The sequence below is a fragment of the Pirellulales bacterium genome, from assembly GCA_036267355.1.
Taxonomy (GTDB): Bacteria; Planctomycetota; Planctomycetia; order Pirellulales; family DATAWG01; genus DATAWG01.
The window spans coordinates 1-17502 of the sequence record DATAWG010000104.1; the positions used below are offsets into that span (position 1 = coordinate 1).

General features: G+C 61.9%; 9 protein-coding genes. 3 read left to right on the top strand and 6 right to left on the bottom strand.

From position 1 onward, the window contains the following. Nucleotides 1–990: 990 nt before the first annotated feature. Nucleotides 991–3384, bottom strand: a complete 2394-nt coding sequence (gene rlmKL, locus VHX65_16405) for a bifunctional 23S rRNA (guanine(2069)-N(7))-methyltransferase RlmK/23S rRNA (guanine(2445)-N(2))-methyltransferase RlmL (GenBank protein ID HEX4000137.1) — start codon at nt 3382–3384, stop codon at nt 991–993. Nucleotides 3385–3773: 389 nt separating this feature from the next. Between rlmKL and VHX65_16410 the strand changes: the two genes are divergently transcribed. Further along, on the top strand, nt 3774–4178 hold the full coding sequence (locus tag VHX65_16410) for a VOC family protein (protein HEX4000138.1): 405 nt from the start codon (nt 3774–3776) through the stop codon (nt 4176–4178). Between the two features lie 1016 nt (nt 4179–5194). Here the strand turns inward: VHX65_16410 and VHX65_16415 are convergent. Then, nucleotides 5195–6763: a catalase gene (locus VHX65_16415; protein HEX4000139.1), complete on the bottom strand. Its 1569-nt coding sequence runs from the start codon at nt 6761–6763 to the stop codon at nt 5195–5197. 226 nt (nt 6764–6989) lie between these two features. On the opposite strand from VHX65_16415, the gene VHX65_16420 reads away from it, so the two are divergent. Together VHX65_16420 and VHX65_16425 are read left to right on the top strand one after the other, a co-directional pair. Further along, complete coding sequence (locus VHX65_16420) at nt 6990–7901, top strand: LysR family transcriptional regulator (GenBank protein ID HEX4000140.1); 912 nt, start codon at nt 6990–6992, stop codon at nt 7899–7901. A gap of 89 nt (nt 7902–7990) precedes the next feature. Next, nucleotides 7991–8803 (top strand): FkbM family methyltransferase, encoded by an 813-nt coding sequence (locus VHX65_16425; GenBank protein ID HEX4000141.1) that lies wholly within the window; start codon nt 7991–7993, stop codon nt 8801–8803. Nucleotides 8804–8927: 124 nt separating this feature from the next. Here the strand turns inward: VHX65_16425 and VHX65_16430 are convergent, their stop codons facing one another. From VHX65_16430 to VHX65_16445, 4 genes are all read right to left on the bottom strand, one after another. After that, nucleotides 8928–9908: a magnesium transporter gene (locus VHX65_16430; protein HEX4000142.1), complete on the bottom strand. Its 981-nt coding sequence runs from the start codon at nt 9906–9908 to the stop codon at nt 8928–8930. A gap of 143 nt (nt 9909–10051) precedes the next feature. Beyond that, the gene (locus VHX65_16435; protein HEX4000143.1) at nt 10052–11023 is read right to left on the bottom strand and encodes a C-terminal binding protein; all 972 of its coding nucleotides are present in this window, start codon (nt 11021–11023) and stop codon (nt 10052–10054) included. A gap of 160 nt (nt 11024–11183) precedes the next feature. Further along, entirely contained in the window at nt 11184–14543 is a 3360-nt protein-coding gene (locus tag VHX65_16440; protein HEX4000144.1) for a UvrD-helicase domain-containing protein, read from the bottom strand. After that, the gene (locus VHX65_16445; protein ID HEX4000145.1) at nt 14540–17353 is read right to left on the bottom strand and encodes a PD-(D/E)XK nuclease family protein; all 2814 of its coding nucleotides are present in this window, start codon (nt 17351–17353) and stop codon (nt 14540–14542) included. Before VHX65_16445 ends, VHX65_16440 begins: the two co-directional genes overlap by 4 nt. Nucleotides 17354–17502 lie beyond the last annotated feature (149 nt).

Sequence of the window (17502 nt, forward strand, 5' to 3'; positions counted from 1 at the left end):
AGCTGCGGCGGAATCCGCAGTGCGACCGAATCAAGAACGCTCCGGTTCCTAGGGGGCGTCGTTGCACAAATCGTGCGTGCGTGTCGATGCGACAACCTGTTCGCGCATGGCCGCGGTGTCTCTATAGACCAACCGCGGCTATGCTGCGCGCCGACACGCCAACCGCCGCTTGTGTGCCACTGGCGATTGCATTGTAGCCCGAAGCGTTAGCGAGGGACGCACGCCGCTGGACGTTCCATTTATGTGCGAGCTCAAGCGGCGCTCGCACTGGCCGACTGCGCTGGCCAGTGGCACACCGGCGAACGCCCCCTCACCCCCCAACCCCTCTCCCGCGAAGGGGGAGAGGGGAACCGGTGTGCCACCGGCGAACGCATTGTAGCCCGAAGCGTTAGCGAGGGACGCACGCCGCTGGACGTTCCATTTGTGTGCGAACTCAAGCGGCGCTCCACTGGCCGACTACGCTGGCCAGTGGCACACCGGCGAACGCCCCCCTCACCCCCTAACCCCTCTCCCGCGAAGGGGGAGAGGGGAACCGGTGTGCCACTGGCGAACGCATTTTAGCCCGAAGCGTTAGCGAGGGACGCACGCCGCTGGACGTTCCATGTTCCCTTTATGTGCGAACCCAAGCGGCGCTCGCACTGGCCGACTGCGCTGGCCAGTGGCACACTGGCGAACGCCCCCTCACCCCCCAACCCCTCTCCCGCGAAGGGGGAGAGGGGAACCGGTGTGCCACTGGCGATTGCATTGTAGCCCGAAGCGCTAGCGAGGGAGCACGCCGCTGGACGTTCCATTTATGTGCGAGCTCAAGCGGCGCTCGCACTGGCCGACTGCGCTGGCCAGTGGCACACCGGCGATTGCCCGCACATCCCTAGCCCTTCTGCCGCGAAGGCGAGAGGGGAACTGGGCGTTGGGATGGCCGGTTCGGTTGCTGCCGCGGCATACTGCCTCGGCCTGAAAGGCCGATTCTGCCAGCCCTTGCCGAGAGCACGACTATCCGCTGCTGCCGCTGCGAACCAGTGTCCAGCAGCGGTGGATTCGTTTGTTGCGAAAATCGGGCGGGACGGTTTGGCGGCTGATCTCGCGAATCGCGGCCCGCGGGATTTCCTCGCCGCGGAATTTGAATTTACGAAAATTGGTCGAGAAATAAATCTTCCCGCCCGGCGAAAGGCGCTCGAGCACGAGGTTCAATAGTTCGACATGATCGCGATCGACGTCGAAGATGTCGGGCGTATTTTTGCTGTTGGAAAACGTCGGTGGATCGACAACGGCCAAATCGAATTCGCCGCCGGCTCGCGGCGCCATGCGTCGCAAAAAGCGCATCGCATCGAAGCGCACCACTTGCTGGTGCGAATCGGCGAACCCGTTCAGTTTCAGATTTCGCTCGGCCCATTGCGAATAGGTGCTCGAAAGATCGACCGTGGTCGTTTCGACGGCTCCGCCGGCCGCGGCGTAGACGGTGAACGCGCCGGTGTAGCCGAATAGATTCAAAAACCGCTTGCCGGCTGATTCTTTCTCGACCATGGCGCGCGTGATGCGATGGTCGAGAAACAGGCCGGTGTCGAGATAATCGGTCAGGTTGACTTCGAATCGATGCCCCCCCTCGTGCACCACGAGCCGCCGGCCTTCTTCCGATTGTCGTTCGTATTGGGCCGGCCCGCGCTGCCGCCCGCGGCGTTTGACCGCGACGTTGTTCGGATCGACTTCGAGCGCCGCGGCAGCGGCTTCGATCATACGCGTGAGCCAGATCTGGTGCTCGATGTCGGTGCGATCGTGCGGCCGGATGTATTCGGCAATGTGCAGATGCCCTTCGTAGGAATCGATCGCCAGCGGCACCTCGGGCAGATCGCGATCGTAGAGCCGAAAGCAGGTGATCCCTTGCCGCCGCGCCCATTTCTTCCAATGCTTGGCCATGCGCACCAGCCGATTGGAAAACTCCTTGGCTTGATCCTCCCACCGCCGCCGGGGAAGGCTCAAGGCTTGCGGGGCAAGGTTTGCGGCTTGCAAGGGAAGGCTTGAGGCTTGAGGCTTGAGGCTTGAGGTACGAAGATCGCCGCCCCCATCCGCCGGGCCACCGTCGTCGTGCTCTTCGTCTACCTCCTCGTCATTCGTGTCATTCGCGTCATTCGTGGTTTGCTCTTCGTCGTCATCCCATCTGCCTTCGTCATCCGTGTTCTCCGTGTGATGCGTGGTTTCCCGTTCCTCGTCTTTCGCTTCTTTCGCGTCTTTCGTGGTTACTTCTTCGTTCTTCGGCGTTTCCGTGGCGGCGCGGTTGAAGACCTCGAAGCGGAGCAGTTGGCACTGGATTGCCCCGTTGTTCAGCCGGATTTTCCGCGATGGCCGCAAGCCGAAGAATTTTGCCGCCTCGGCATTGCCGGTGAAGACGAATGCGGTCCAGCCCGCCCAGGTGTGTTTCAGCGCGTCGCCGATCCGGCGATACACGGCCGCGGCCTGCGACACCTTCATCCGTTCGTCATAGGGTGGATTGGTGACGAGCGTTCCCGCCGCCGCGGGAGGCCGGGCTGCTTCGTAATGTGCGACTTCGAACTGCACATCTTTCTGCACGCCCGCCCGACGGGCGTTTTCCCGTGCCGCGCTGACGGCTTGCGGATCGAGATCGCTGCCGGTGATCGGAAATTCGAGCCGCGGCAAGGCCGCCTGCCGCGCCTCGGCCAACAGCTCGCGATGCAGCGCGGAATCGAAATCGCGCCACCGCATGTAGCCGAACTTCTGGCGAATCAAGCCGGGGGCGATATTCCGCGCCCAGAGGACGGCTTCAATCGGCAACGTGCCCGAGCCGCACATGAAATCAGCCAACGAGCTGCGGCGATCCCAGCCGCTGAGCTGTAGAATTCCCGCGGCCAGCACTTCGTTCAGCGGGGCTTCGCCGGCGATGGACCGATAGCCCCGCTTGTGCAGCGAATCGCCCGACGAATCGAGATAGATCGTCGCGCGGTTGTCGTTGAGGTGCAGATTGATTCGCAAATCAGGATTTTTGAGATCGACGCTCGGACGCGTGCCGCCGCGCTCGCGAAATTGATCGACGATCGCGTCTTTCGCCAATTGCGCGGCGTAGAGCGAATGGGTGCAAAACGAATTGTGCACCACCGGGTCGATGGCCAGCGAACCGTCGGGCAGTAGCTGCGCCGACCAATCGATTTCGCGAACGCCGTCGTAGAGCGATTTTTCGTCGGTGGCGTCGAACTGATGGATCGGACGCAACACGCGAATCGCGGTTCGCAGCCAGATGTTGGCCCGATAAAGCAGCCGGTGATCGGCCTGAAAATTGACCAAGCGGCGTCCCGGCTCGATCGCTTCTGCCCCGAGCGCCGCCAACTCCGCGGCGAGCACGTCTTCCAGGCCGAATACGGTCTTGGCCGTGAGCAAAAATTTCGAAGATGATTCGACAGACGCCAACGGCACACCGGATCAGCGATTCGGACGGGAAACGCATTTTGTTTCGATTGGCAACACAGCATGCTAAAGCGTGAACTCCAATTGTTGAAGTTCACGCTTTAGCGTGCTGCCTTGGCAGGCCAATTATAACAGTTCGGCAAGCCTCTTCAGGTGGCTATGGCTCTACCGAAAACGAACTTCCGCTTCTTCAGGCCCCTCAGCCTGTCCTCTCCCGCAGGGGGGAGGAGATCGCGGAGAAGTTATTTTTCGGCCGAGCGTTTGTCGCCGCCCGCTGCTAAAATGATCCGCGCGTTTTCCACGTTGTCGCCACTCGAACCGAGAATCCCGAGCCCCTGATTCCCACCAAGAGGAGACGTAACATGAAACTTCAACCCTATGTGCATTTCGAGGGACGTTGCGATGAAGCGATCGAATTCTACAAGACCGCGATTGGCGCAAAAGTGACCATGCTGATGCGCTTCAACCAATGCTCGGAACCGATGTCCAACATGAATCCGGCGATGGGCGAGAAGGTGATGCACGCGAACCTGATGATCGGCGACTCGGAGCTGTTGGTATCGGACGGGCACTGCCGGGGTGAAGCGAACTTCGCCGGATTCGAATTGACGCTCAATGTGGCGACCGAAGCCGAGGCCGAAAAGCTGTTCGGCGCGCTCGCCGAAGGGGGAAAGGTGATGATGCCGCTGGCGAAAACGTTCTTTTCTCCAAAATTCGGGATGCTCACCGATCGTTTCGGCATCGCGTGGATGGTGATCGTGCAATAACGGCAGAACTCGCGCCCGTATGCCATTGGCTCGACGCGCGTGCCACTGGCCCCGCCACTGTTTCTCGATCGGTCCGACGACCCAATCGCGACACGACGCTTCGTCTCGCAACACTAGGCGCGAAGCGTAAGCGAGGGAGCGCTCCGTTGCGGGGCCGCCCTCAACACAAGCCCGAAGCGTAAGCGAGGAAGCGCTCCGTTGCGGGTCGCCCTCAACACAAGCCCGAAGCGTAAGCGAGGGAGCGCTCCGTTGCGGGCCGCCGTCAACACAAGCCCGAAGCGTAAGCGAGGGAGCGCTCCGTTGCGGGGCCGCCCCCACGAACGCATTAATCCAATGTGCATCCGGCTTTTTGCCGCCCGCAGCGAGACGATGCCGCCGTTGCGGCGCTTCCTCGCTAACGCTTCGGGCTTGTGTGCTGATCGGCGATTCTTGAGGGAGAGCCTCGCTCCGCCAAGTGGCACACGGGCGGCCATGGGCGAATTACAGCGCTCCGTTGCGGGGCCGCCCTCAACACAAGCCCGAAGCGTAAGCGAGGGAGCGCTCCGTTGCGGGTCGCCCTCACGAACGCATTAATCCAATGTGCATCCGGCTTTTGCCGCCCGCAGCGAGACGATGCCGCCGTTGCGGCGCTTCCTCGCTAACGCTTCGGGCTTGTGTGCTGATCGGCGATTTTTGAGGGGGAGCCTCGCTCCGCCAAGTGGCACACGGGCGGCCCTGGGCGAATTACAGCGCTCCGTTGCGGGGTCGCCGTCACACAAGCCCGAAGCGTAAGCGAGGGAGCGCTCCGTTGCGGTGCCGCCCTCAACACAAGCCCGAAGCGTAAGCGAGGGAGCGCTCCGTTGCGGGTCGCCTCCACGAACGCATTAATCCAATGTGCACCGTCTTTTGCCGCCTGCAGCGAGACGATGCCGCCGTTGCGGCGCTTCCTCGCTAACGCTTCGGGCTTGTGTGCTGATCGGCGATTCTTGAGGGAGAGCCTCACTCCGCCAAGTGGCACACGGGCGGCCATGGGCGAATTACATCGACGCGCCGGCCATCGCCGGCTTCGACTTCGAGCCGTTGCCGTTCTCGCCCACTTTCATGGCCATATCTTTCATCGCCATCGCAATTCCGTCGGCGAGGCGGCGGCCATATTCGGCATCGGCCTGCGTGAAATGCGACACCATGCGATCTTGAATGTCTTTCGGACAGATCGCCAGATTTTCGACAAGGTTCTTGATCAGTTCGTCGCGTTCCCACGCTTCGAACGCGCGATAGCGCTCGCCGGCTTGTTTGAAATCGTTGGTGCGCGAGATCTTTTGCCGCACGAGATTCGCACTATAGTGCGGCGCATGCGGCTTGCCGGCGGGCGCGGCTTGCTTCAGGCCGCCCATCGAGCTCGGCTCGTAGTTGACATGCGGATTCTGCCCCTTGTCGATCCCATCCACGTGATAGGCCATCGACCCATCGCGTTGGTTCGTGGCTACATGGGTTTTCGGTCGATTGATGGGCAATTGCAGGTAGTTCGGGCCGATCCGATACCGCTGCGTGTCGGAATACGAAAGCGTTCGGCCTTGCAGCATCTTGTCGTCGGAGAAATCCAGCCCGTCGACGAGCACGCCGGTGCCAAAGGCCGCCTGTTCGACTTCCGAAAAATAGTTCACCGGATTGCGATTCAACACCATCCGTCCGATCGGGCGATGCGGAAAGTGATCTTCCGGCCAGATTTTCGTGTCGTCGAGCGGATCGAAATCCAGCTCGGGGTGTTCGCCGTCTTCCATGATCTGCACGCGCAATTCCCATTCCGGATAATCGCCGCGCTCGATCGCTTCGTACAGATCTTGCGTGGCGTGGTTGAAGTTGGTCGCTTGGATCGCGTCGGCCTGGGCTTGCGTCAGATTGCAAATGCCCTGCTTCGGCACCCAATGATATTTCACCAGTACGCCCGCGCCTTCGGCATTCACCCATTTATACGTGTTCACGCCGGAGCCTTGCATCTGCCGGTAGTTGGCCGGAATGCCCCACGGGCTAAATAGCCAAGTGAGCATGTGGGTCGATTCGGGCGTCAGGCTCATGAAGTCGAACACGCGGCGGTTGTCTTGCCGATTGGTGACCGGATCGGGCTTGAAGCAGTGCACCATGTCGGGAAACTTGAGCGCGTCGCGGATGAAAAAGATTTTGAGATTGTTGCCGACCAGATCCCAGTTGCCGTCTTCGGTGTAGAACTTCGTGGCGAAGCCGCGCGGGTCGCGGAGCGTTTCCGGGCTATGGCCGCCGTGAACGACGGTGGAGAATCGCACGAACACGGGGGTTTGCTTCCCCTTCTGTTGAAACAGTTTGGCTCGCGTGTATTTGGCAATCGGCTCGTCGCCCACCATGCCGGTGGCTTCGAACAGGCCATGAGCCCCGGTGCCGCGGGCATGCACGACGCGTTCTGGAATGCGCTCGCGGTCGAAGTGCGTGATCTTTTCGATGAACTGGTAGTTTTCCAGCGTCGTCGGGCCACGATCGCCGACGGTGCGCACGTTTTGGTTGTCGGCGATTGGATGTCCTTGCCGAGTGGTCAACACGGCTTGTTCGCCGCTGTTGGCGCCGTTGGACTTCATGCCGCCGTTGCCGGCTGGTTTGTCGGTATTCATGCCGTGTTCCTTCATTCTGGGAGAAAATTCCGTGGGACGAGGGCGCCGCACGATGGTAGCCGCGACTCCACCGCGGCGAAGCGAACGGCGCCCTCTGGCAGAGGGCCGATCGCCCCCTGCGCGCGTTGCATCTTAGCGGTCGTTTGTATATAGATCAAAGATATACTACCTATGTCAACAATAGACGGTTCCTATGGAAATCCACCAACTGCGTTATTTCCTTGCCGTCGCCGATTTAGGCAGTTTCACGCGGGCTGCCGAGAAATGCCTCGTCGCCCAACCGTCGCTAAGCCAGCAGATCATCAAGCTCGAACGAGAGCTGCGGCAGCCGCTGTTCGATCGGCTGGGACGAAAAGTCCGGCTGACCGATGCCGGGCAAGCACTTTATTCCGAGGCGGTTTCGATCTTGGGAGCGGTGGATGAAATCCAGCAGCGCGTGGCGGTGGTCAATGATGCAAAGCAAGGAACGGTCAACGTGGGGGCGATTCCCACCATCGCTCCTTACCTGATGCCATTGATCGTAAAGACGTTTCAAAAGCGATTTCCGCGGGCCGCTGTCGCGCTGCACGAAAATCTGACCGAATTCACGATCCGCGGCTGCCTCGAAGGGGAAATCCATGTCGGAGTGATCGCTTCGCCGCCGGAAAACGCATTGCTTCAATCCGAACTGCTGTTCACCGAAGAATTGCTTCTGGCGCTGCCGCCGACACACCCGCTTCTGAAAAAACGCCGGCTCGCGCTAGAAGACATCGCGGACCAGCCCTTTGTGTTGCTGAACGAAGTGCATTGCCTGGGCGAGCAGATTTTGGGCTTTTGCAAGCAGCAAGGCTGCTTGCCCGCCGTTCGCTGCCGCAGCACGCAATTGCTCACCGTGCAAGAACTAGTGGCCCTAGGCGGCCGGGTGTCGATCGTGCCGGCGATGGCTCGCCAATGGGACCGCCGGCGCTGCTGCGAATATCGAAGCCTCTCGGACCCGAAACCGACGCGAACGATTCGCATGATCTGGCACAAGGACCGGCACCAATCGCCGTTGGTGAAGAATTTCATGCAGATGATCCGCCACGCTACGGCCAAATATGCGAAAGCCTCGGCAGCACTGGAATAAGCGACGGCCGCGATTGAAAATAATCGGTCGATCCTGCCGTTCGGTTTGTCGTCTTAGGAACCCATCGTTTCGCCAAGGGTGAATCGAAAATGATGCGCCGCGCCCGCCAGATCGCCAAAACGCTTCTCCCGCGGCGCATCGCCGATTACTTGCGCGATCGCCGCACGAAATGGCAGATTCCCGACGCCGTGCGGGCCTTCGAAACGATCCGGGCGGAGGAGCCGATCGCATTCTATTCGATCGGCGCGCGCAACGGCGCCGATCCCGTGGAAACGTATTTCCGCCGTCGCGGAAAGATGAAAATCATCGGCGTCGAGCCCGAGCCGGCCGAGGCGGCAAAGCTGTTGGCCGACGCGACGTTGGACCACGTGCTGCCAACTGCCTTAGGCGCCGAAGATGGGGCAGGCACGCTGCAAGTGACTCGCCAAATCGGGTGCAGCTCGCTATTGGAGCCGCATGCCGAGAACCTTGCGAAGCTGTGCGTGGTTCCCGAATGGTTTGAAGTCCAGCGGCGGTTGCCCGTCGAAGTGCGGCGGTTGGATCGCTTGGTGGCGGAGTTTCGATTGCCGCCGCCCGACATGATGGAAATCGACGTCCAAGGCTATGAATATCAGGTGCTGGAGGGCTGCGGCGAGTTGTTGTCGGCAGTCGGCTCGCTATCGCTTGAACTCCATTTTCAGCAGTTCTATCGCGAGCAAAAGACGTTCGCCGAGGTGCATGCCTGGCTCTATTCGAAAGGCTTTCATCTAGCGCAATTGAAGCGCGGACTGAAGGGAGACACGCTCGTCGAGGTCGACGCACTGTTCTACAACCGACGGCTAATTGCATCATCGGCCCGTGCCGCCGCAACGCTCCGCTATTGGCGCGACCGATACCGCCACCGCTGGCGGCGAGCGATTTGACGCCTTTAGAACCTCCAACCCGTTCTTCCAGGAATACGCTCGAGTGCTTGCTCGGCTGCGGTCGTGCAGCTAACCTGGCGACCAGCGGAAAAAACTTCGACGCCGACCCTGCCGACTGGCAACATTACCGTAGCAGCCACCGCGCCAAGTTGAAATAGAGCAAGATCGTCACCACGTCGGCGCTGGCTAGCGCGATCGGGCCAGCGGCGACACGAGGGTCGAACCGCAGCAAGCGCAGCAGATTCGGCATCGCGGCGCCGACCAATGCCGAGCAGCTCATTCCCCCGGCGATTCCACCGAGCAGCACGAGAAATAGCCTGAAATTACCGCGCCAGGCGAATTCCATCAGCCCGACCACGGCACCCGCGGCGATGCCCAACAACAGGGCGGTCGTCAATTCGCTGCGCAGGCGGCGAAGAATTGTCGGCAGCGTCGGTCGCCGGCCGTGCAACGCTTCGATCGCCAAACTGACCGACTGTGTGCTGACGCTCTCCGCCAGGTTCAACACCACCGGAATGAACAGGGCCAGTTCAACCACCCGTTTCAATTCCAACTCGAAAAATCCGCCCAGCCAGGCGGCAATGATGCCGCCGCCAATGTTGCACAACAGCCAGGGAAACCGTTTGCGAAAAGCGTCAGCCGGCGAAGCGTGCTCCGCTTCGGCAGCATGCACACCGATCAACTGAAACAAATCGTCGCAATCGGCGCTGCGATTGAGCCCGGTCAGTTCGCCCGCGTAAAGATTGACATCGACCACGCCTTGGAGCCGATGTTCGTCGTCGACCACGGGGAATCCGAGCAGATGGTGCAACGCGAAAAATTGGCGGGCTTCGAGCACCGTGGCCGATTGCGGAATCGCGATGACCTGCCGGTCCATGATGTCGGCGACGAGGCAGTCGGGCTGGCTCAACAGCAATCGCCGGGTCGGCACGACGCCAAGCAGCCGGTTCATGTCGTCGACCGCGTAGAAATACAGCACGCGGCCCTCGGCGGGCGCTGCGCGGATCGCGGCCAGCGCATCGGCAACGGTCCGATCGGCCCGCAGACAAACGAAGTCGCTTCGCATGTGCTGCGCAACCGAATCGCCCAGTTTTTCCGCAGTCACGCCAGCCAAGCGATCTCCTTCCGCCGCGATGCGACCAGTTTACCCGGCGCGAGCGATTTGAAAAGCCGGGAAAGAGCTCTCACGCGGAGGCGCTGAGACGCGGAGATCAAAATGCCGGGCCTTAGCGGCTGGGGCACTCAGTGCTAGTCGCCGAGCACCGCGGGGTTCACGACGTTTTCCGGTCGCTCGCCGTTCAGGAATAGGGCGACTTGGCGGGCGGCGCGGGTGCGGAGGTTTTCGAGCGATTCGACGGATACGAAGGCGGCATGGGGACTGATGATCACACGCGGATCGTTGTAGGGCGGCGCGTCGAGCGGCGGCGGCTCGGGGTCTTGCACGTCGAGGGCCGCCCCGGCCAATTGGCCGCTGGCGAGCGCCGCGGTCAGCGCCGCCGTTTCGATCAGCCCGCCGCGGGATGTGTTGATGAGATAGGCGCCGCGTTTCATTCGGGGCAGCCGGGCAGCGTCGATCAAGTGCCGCGTGTGCGGAGTGAGCGGGGCGTGCAGCGACACATAATCGCTGCGGCGCAGCAACTCTTCGAGATCGCAAAACTCGACGCCAGGCGGCAATTGCTCTGGTCGGCGGCGGCTCGTGGCCAACACACGCAGTCCCAGCGGCGCTGCTTTTTCCGCCAGTTTCCAACCGATTCGGCCAATACCGACGATGCCGAGAGTCTGCCCTTCGATGCGCCTCAGCGGTGGCCCGGCTTGCAAGCGATATTGGCCCGACTTCGTTTCCTGATGGTAAAAGCCGATCTTTCGCGCCAGCGCCAACAGCAGCGCCAGCGCATGCTCGGCAACTTCGATCACGCAGTAGTCCGGCACGTTGGTGACGACGATTCCGCGGGCCGTGGCCGCTTCGATGTCGATATTGTCCAGGCCGATGCCGAGCCGCGAAATGATCCGCAACCGGCGAGCGGCCGCGATCACCGGCTCGCTCACCTTGGCCCAGTTGGTCATGATCGCGTCGGCATTGACGGCCGCCGCGGCGAGCGTAGCTGCATCGGTTGCCTCGGCCGCGACCAATTCCGCTCCCGCTTCATTGAGGATCCGCCGCTCGATATCCAGGTTGGCCCAAGCGTAGTCGGTGAGGAGAACTTTTTTGTCGGTTTTCATGATTGCCGCGTCGTTCGGCGGTTCGAGGGGGTCAGCGCTTCGAGGGGGTCAGCGGTTCAAGGGGGTCAGGCACATTTTTTCGGCGGAAACCGCGTCGCCGGGCGTAAACTCCCACAGGCCGAAAAATGAGCCAGACCCCGGGTCGTTTGGGATCATCGGTTCAGCTTTCCACCGAAACGCTCACTCCCGGCACGACGAACAACAGCCTGGCCGTGATTCGCCGCGGATCGAGCCGAAATACTTCCGCGACCGCTCGGCGATAAGCCGCCAACTGCGGGCGATAAAATTCCGCGCGGCTCGCGATCATGGCGCTCGATTCGACTGCGTCGGTCTTGAAATCGAGAATATCGACTGCAAGCGGCGAACTCCGGTTCTCAGCGCCGCCACCCACTGTATCGGCTCGCAAATAGAGCAGCAAGCGGTCGACGAATCCCTGCACGATCGCATCGTCGAGCCGAACGGCGAAGGGCCATTCACGGTGCAACTCCATTCGAACCGTACCCGCTTTCAGCCCCGCGGCGATTTCGTCGTGGATGTACCGCGGCAAGCCAAAGTTGCCCGGCTGTGAATAGCTCGATCGCGACAACGCCGCTTCGACCGCCGGGCGCGCGAGCAGTTCATCGAACCGATCCAATTCGGCAGCCACGTCGATTCGCGGGTCGGCCAGCGGGGCGGCCGCATGCAACAATGTCGCTCGGTCGGGCCGGCCGTTTTCCAGCCATTCGATCGATTCGAGCCATCCATGGACCAGCGTACCACGCGCCATGCCCGCTGCCGATTCCAATTGCAATCGCTGGGCAAGATCGACTTTCATCCCGCCTTCCAATTTCGACGGACTACGCCGATCCAGCCCCCGCCGCCGTTTTTTGGAAGAGGGCCGCAATTCGACGCCGACGGTCTCCAATTCTGCCGCGGCCGAAGCCGGCATCGCTTCGAGCGAAACGGCTTCCGCGGCGGGCGCTCTGCCCGACCAATCGGGATCGCCCGAGCGAAAGATTTCCGATTCCGGCGGGGCATCGTCGCCGGCAGCGAGCGCCGAGAGAAGAATGCCTGCGAAGGTTTTGGGCCAGGCGGCGGCCCCGCCCCCCTTCGGCTTTTCGCCGTGCTGCGGCGCGACGATCATTTCGAGCGAATACACGGCCCGGGTCATCGCGACATACAGCAAGCAGAGCGATTCGCTCACCAGGCGCTCCGTGTGGCACTCGAACATGCGCTGAAATTCCGGTGGCAATAGCTTTTGCACATCTTCGCTGGCGTAGCGGCAGACGCGCTCGATGGGGCCGGTCGGCGAGTCGCGGCCGACGACCAGTTTCGGCGGCTGTCCCACCAGCGGTTCGTCCAATTGCGGCAGCACCACGATGTCGAACTGCAATCCCTTCGACTGATGCACCGTCATCACACGAATCGGCGCGGAAAGGGGATCTTCGACCGATCGCTCGCGGGCCTGCGCCAGAAATTCATCCGGCCGGCGAATCTTGCCGTCGTCGAACGCGTAGCCCATTTCCACCAGTTGCAACATGCGGCTGACATCGCGGCGGCCGCACTCCAGCGCGAGCGATTTCACCCAACCGTAGATCGTCGGACCATATCCGTCGGCCAGCAGCCTGGCGCGTAGATCGGCCGCCAAATGCTGGGCGGCACGGTCGTCGGCGTGGTCGGCGAACCCAATCGCCTTGCCGAGCGGCGAATAGGCGACGTGAAAGCGGGCCACCGTGTCGCCCGGGTGATCGGCCAAGGCCAGGAGCGACAAGATCAATTGCACGGCAGGGGAATCCGTCAGTGGATTGCCCCCTTCTTGGCTGGCGAACAAATGGTGCCGCTCGCGCAGCTCATAGATCAGCCGGGCGACCGCCTTGTTGCGCCGCACCAAGACGCCGATCGATCGGCCCGGGTTTTCCGCTGCCGCTGTGGCCACGATCGCGGCCGCGTCTTCCAGTGTGGCCCGCTGCTGTTCGCGCGAGCGCCAATTGTTGCCGGCTTTGGGCGCGGTGCGCAATCGGCACTGGCCCGGCAGCGCAATCCGGGCTGTGGTGTGTTCGCCGAACTGTTCGCCCCAGCACTTCGCGGCCTCGCGGTATTCGCACAGCGCGCCGTTGGTCGCCAATCCGCGAAATACTCGATTCACCAGGTCGATCACGACCGGCGCCGAGCGATGGCTTTCGGTGAGCGAATCGTCCACGAGCCCCGACAATTCGCTCCCCAAGGCGTTGAGCAATTCGGCGATGCCGCCGCGCCAGCCATAGATGGCCTGCTTCACATCGCCGACGCAAAACAGCGACCGCTTCGGTTCCCCCGAAGTAACGCGGCGGGCAAACGGTCGCAGCACGGCCCACTGCGCAAGCGAAGTGTCTTGAAATTCGTCGAGCAGCAAATGCGACACGCCCGAATCGAGCCGATAGCCGACGTCGTTCAATCGCCCTGCGGCGAGCGCCGCGCCGAGATAGTGCGTCACGTCGTCGAATCGCATTGCCCGCCGCGATAGCTTGAGCGGCCGATAGGCGTCATCGAAGTGCGCCAGCAACCGGCCGGTTCCTTGCGTCTGATTGGCGAGCTGGTTGAGGAGCACGGCCCGCGCGTGATCGAGCAGCGGCCGATAGGCGGCTGCGAACTCGGGTGGAATCGTCTGTTTGCGGTAGGTTTCCGAGCCGGCCAACAGCGGGCGGGCCAGTCCGACCGAGATAAACCCTGCCCAATCGCGGGCCGAGGCCGTTTCAAAGTCGCTCGCCCGGGTTTTGTTCAATAGCTTTCCGTCGAGCTGCGGCAACGCTTCGAGCGCGGCGAGGGCCTCGCGGAGCGAATCGTCGTCGAGCTCTTGGGCGTGCGGCAGTTTTTGCCAGACATCGAGCGAACCGCCGGTTTCGCGATAATCTTCGTACAAATCAGACACGATGTCGGCGATTTCGTCGGTGATCGACCGCGTCGCGTCTCCTTTGCCGAGCAGGCGAACCAACTGCGACGTGTCGGAAAGGGGATGATCGTGGAGCACCTGCTGGATTGCTTCATAACGAAGTTGTTTGTCTTCGATGGCTTCGACGATGCGCCAGCCCGGCGGCAAACCCAGTTCGAGACCGAAACTCGTGGCGATTCGAATGAAGAAGCTGTCGAGCGTGCTGATCTGCAATCGATGCAGCCGATCGATGAGACCTCGCAACAAGCCGATGCACCGCGCCGCGTCGAGCCACGGCAAATGCAGATGCGATTTCAAATCGGACAATTTTTTCGGATCGTCGGCCGCTTCCGCCAACCGCAGCAAGACACGGTCGAGAATCTCTCCGGCCGCTTTGCGGGCAAATGTCGTGGCGAGAATATGATCCGGCGACTGACCCGCGGCGGCGAGACCCAAAAATCGATTGCTGAGCTGAAACGTTTTGCCGGTGCCCGCCGATGCCCGGATCACGATATGCGGAAACCGATTTTCGGGATCCGGCGATTCATCGGCACGTTCGGCGGTGACAGAATCTCCGCTCCCGCTTTCCGCCGCGGTCGTTCTTCGCTCGGTCGCAATCTTTGTTTTGCTCACGGCGAATCCTCCCCGGCCTCGGCCGACAATGCGGCAGCCACGAATTGATCGTCCTGACAAATGGCGGCGAATTCGGCGAAACTGCTCGGCGGCGGATCCGCCGGCGGCCAGAATTGCCCGGCCCGAATGCCGCGCACCGCCGCGCGTGCCGCGGCATCGGCCGCCTCCAGTTCCTCGGGGGTCCAGGTGGCAAATTCGATCGCCGATCGATCGATGTCCTTCGGCAATATCACGTAACCGAGCCGCACCGGTTCCGGCAGTTCCAACGAGCGAACCAAATAGCGATAGAGCGGCAATTGAAAATCGATCCACTCCTTTTCCGGCGCGCGCCCCTGGCGATGAACCTTGTCCGGCGACTTCGCGCTGTCGGACGATTTATAGTCGAGCACGGCCACCTCGCCCGTCCGCTCGTTGCGGTCGATGCGGTCGATGCGGCCAATCAGGCTGATGGGGCCATCGTCGGCGGGAAACATCACCTCGCCTGCGGCAAATTCTTTTTCGACTTCGACAATCTTCCAGCCTTCGCTGCGGTGGCGGGCTTGCAATTCCGCGAATTTCTCCAGCCGCAATCGCAACATTTCAATCTGCAGCTTGACCGCCGGCAGCGATGAATCGCCAAAAGATTCCGCCTTTAGCCTACCGAGCGTGCCGAATAGCCAATCGCGAATCGCATCGGGCGAAGTCGAATCGGCTGCCGAACCACGACTGAAATCCTTCAACACCGCGTGCAGCACATTGCCAAAGCTGGCCGCATTCAATTCCTCGGCCCAGTCGTCCAAGGCATGAAGGTTCAATCGCCGCCGCAGGTAATACCGATACGGACACGCGAGATAATCGCGCAGCTCCGTAACTCGCAACGCCACGATCGGCTCGGCAAGGGGCTGCGGCGGCGGAATCGGCAATCGCGATCCGCCCGATTGCCCCGGCCGCAAACTTCCCGGCAGCAAGATTCGCTGCCGCGATGGCGGAGCGGCGAGCAAGCGCCGCGTTCGATGGGCCAGCTCCTCATCAGGGCACGCCAAGAGCAAACGGCTCGGGACCAGCGGATCGCCTTCGGCCGAACGCCGGCCCACAATAATCTTCAACGGCCGCTCGAGCGCCGCCAACAGGCTGAGCGCATACGCATCGCGGGCGTAGCGGCGGGCATTGTCTTCCAGATTCAGCCGCCGCCGCAGTGCGTCGGGCAAGAACATATCGCCGCGCCGCGATTTCGGCACGATCCCTTCGTTCACGCCCGTCACGATCAGCGCGGCCGCATCGTCCCAGGGCAATTCGAGCCAACCTGAAAGCTCGATGGCGGCCGCATCGGCCGCCGGCGGAATCGATCCGCCGCTCAGTTGGCTCAGCAACAATCGCAGCGCGGCGGCGCCCGTTACCGCAGGGGCAAGGCTGGAGGGCACCTGCTGATACTCGACGAGCACGACCCGAATCGCATCGCAGGCTCGGATAATGGCTCGATCCGCGGCAACCGTGTCATCAAGCACTTCGCCGCCATAAATCGTCGAGAGCAGTTCGAGCACCACGGCAGGCCATTCATCGAGCGGCTCCGCCGGCCCCGCGAACGAACTCAATAGTCCTTGCACTCTTCCTTGCACAAGCCGCACTTCTTTCGCCGCTCGGTGCGACGCAAGCGCCTTCCGATCCAACTCGGCCGGCAAATGATCGGCATAATAATTGTCCAGCGGCGTGAGCCAATCGCGATCGACGCCCGATCGCGCCAGCCAGCGCGCGAGCGCCGGATGCCGCACCAGCACCGCCAGATCGCGAAACCGGCGGCGCTCCAAAAAATCGGCGACTTCGCCTAGAAGCTGGTACGGTCCGCTGCGCTCGATCGGCATTCCGGCTCCGTGGCGGGCCGGGAGGCCGGCTTCGTCGAGCCGCTGCCGCAAATAAGGCACGAGCGATGGATCGGGAACGCCGATCGTGATTTCATCGGCCGCGAATCGACGGTTCCAGCCGTGGAGCGTTCGCACCACCGCGTCGGCCTGATCGCCCGGCCCATTCGCAATTTCGATCTGTTCGAGGTTCAATCCCATCGCGACACCCTGCCATCGCTCGGCAACGACGCAGCCATATTCATCGAACCGCGCCGCATGGTCTCGCGGGGCAAACACGAGCGTCGTTACCCGATCGGCCACCTGCTCGAGCATTTGCCGTTGTGAGCGATTCAAATCCACGACGCCGACCAACACGATTCGGCCTTCGATGCTGCATTCGTGCTTCTCGATCGCCACACGCCGCGCGGTCTGCTCGTCCCACAACTCAAGCGCATCGAGAGCTCGCAAATAGCCCTGCTGCAATTCGGCGAGCAGTTGCCATCGCTCGGCCTCGTTGAACGAATCTAATTCGCGACCGTGTTGCAGAATGGTGGTGCAATCGAGCCCGTCGGCTGCCAGTTCGTGGTGGAGCTGGGCAAGCATCCGGGCCAGCGCGATCCAGGCCGGTAAATCGTCGGAGAGCGGAGGCTGATGCACCAATGGCTTCAGCCGCTCGGCTTCCGTCGCTCGCAACACCTGCAGCCAGGCAAGCTGTTGAACCAATTCGCCGGCCAGCAGTTTTTGCTTGGGGTAGAGTAGCTCGGGCAGATGGCCGGGGGTGACAATTCGTGGCGGCGTGAAGAGCCACCCGCGCTCGTGGCTTTCGGCCACGAGCAATTCCAACAGACGCCGCCCTGCTTCCGCGCCGGGGAGGGCGACGACGAGCGTTCTGAGATCGAAACGGCCCGATCGCGCATAGTTTTGCGCCAGCCAACCGACCGCTTGCGGCAAGGCGGGTTGCGACCAATCGAGCATTTCGCGAGCAATCGGCATCAACCGGATCCCAGGCCGTGCGTGGCTATCGAAGCGTGTACATAGCTACACCTTATCCCAGCCGCTGAGGGTGCTCAAGTAGCGCCGCGATTCCGTGCGCATCCAACAGGCACGCTTAAGCTCGGCCGAAAAATAACTTCCGCTATTTT

Coding starts and splice junctions, on each gene's coding strand:
- VHX65_16410 (HEX4000138.1), top strand. CDS start 3,774: ATGAAACTTCAACCCTATGTGCATTTCGAGGGACGTTGCGATGAAGCG.
- VHX65_16415 (HEX4000139.1), bottom strand. CDS start 6,763: ATGAAGTCCAACGGCGCCAACAGCGGCGAACAAGCCGTGTTGACCACT.
- VHX65_16420 (HEX4000140.1), top strand. CDS start 6,990: ATGGAAATCCACCAACTGCGTTATTTCCTTGCCGTCGCCGATTTAGGC.
- VHX65_16425 (HEX4000141.1), top strand. CDS start 7,991: ATGATGCGCCGCGCCCGCCAGATCGCCAAAACGCTTCTCCCGCGGCGC.
- VHX65_16435 (HEX4000143.1), bottom strand. CDS start 11,023: ATGAAAACCGACAAAAAAGTTCTCCTCACCGACTACGCTTGGGCCAAC.
- VHX65_16445 (HEX4000145.1), bottom strand. CDS start 17,353: ATGCCGATTGCTCGCGAAATGCTCGATTGGTCGCAACCCGCCTTGCCG.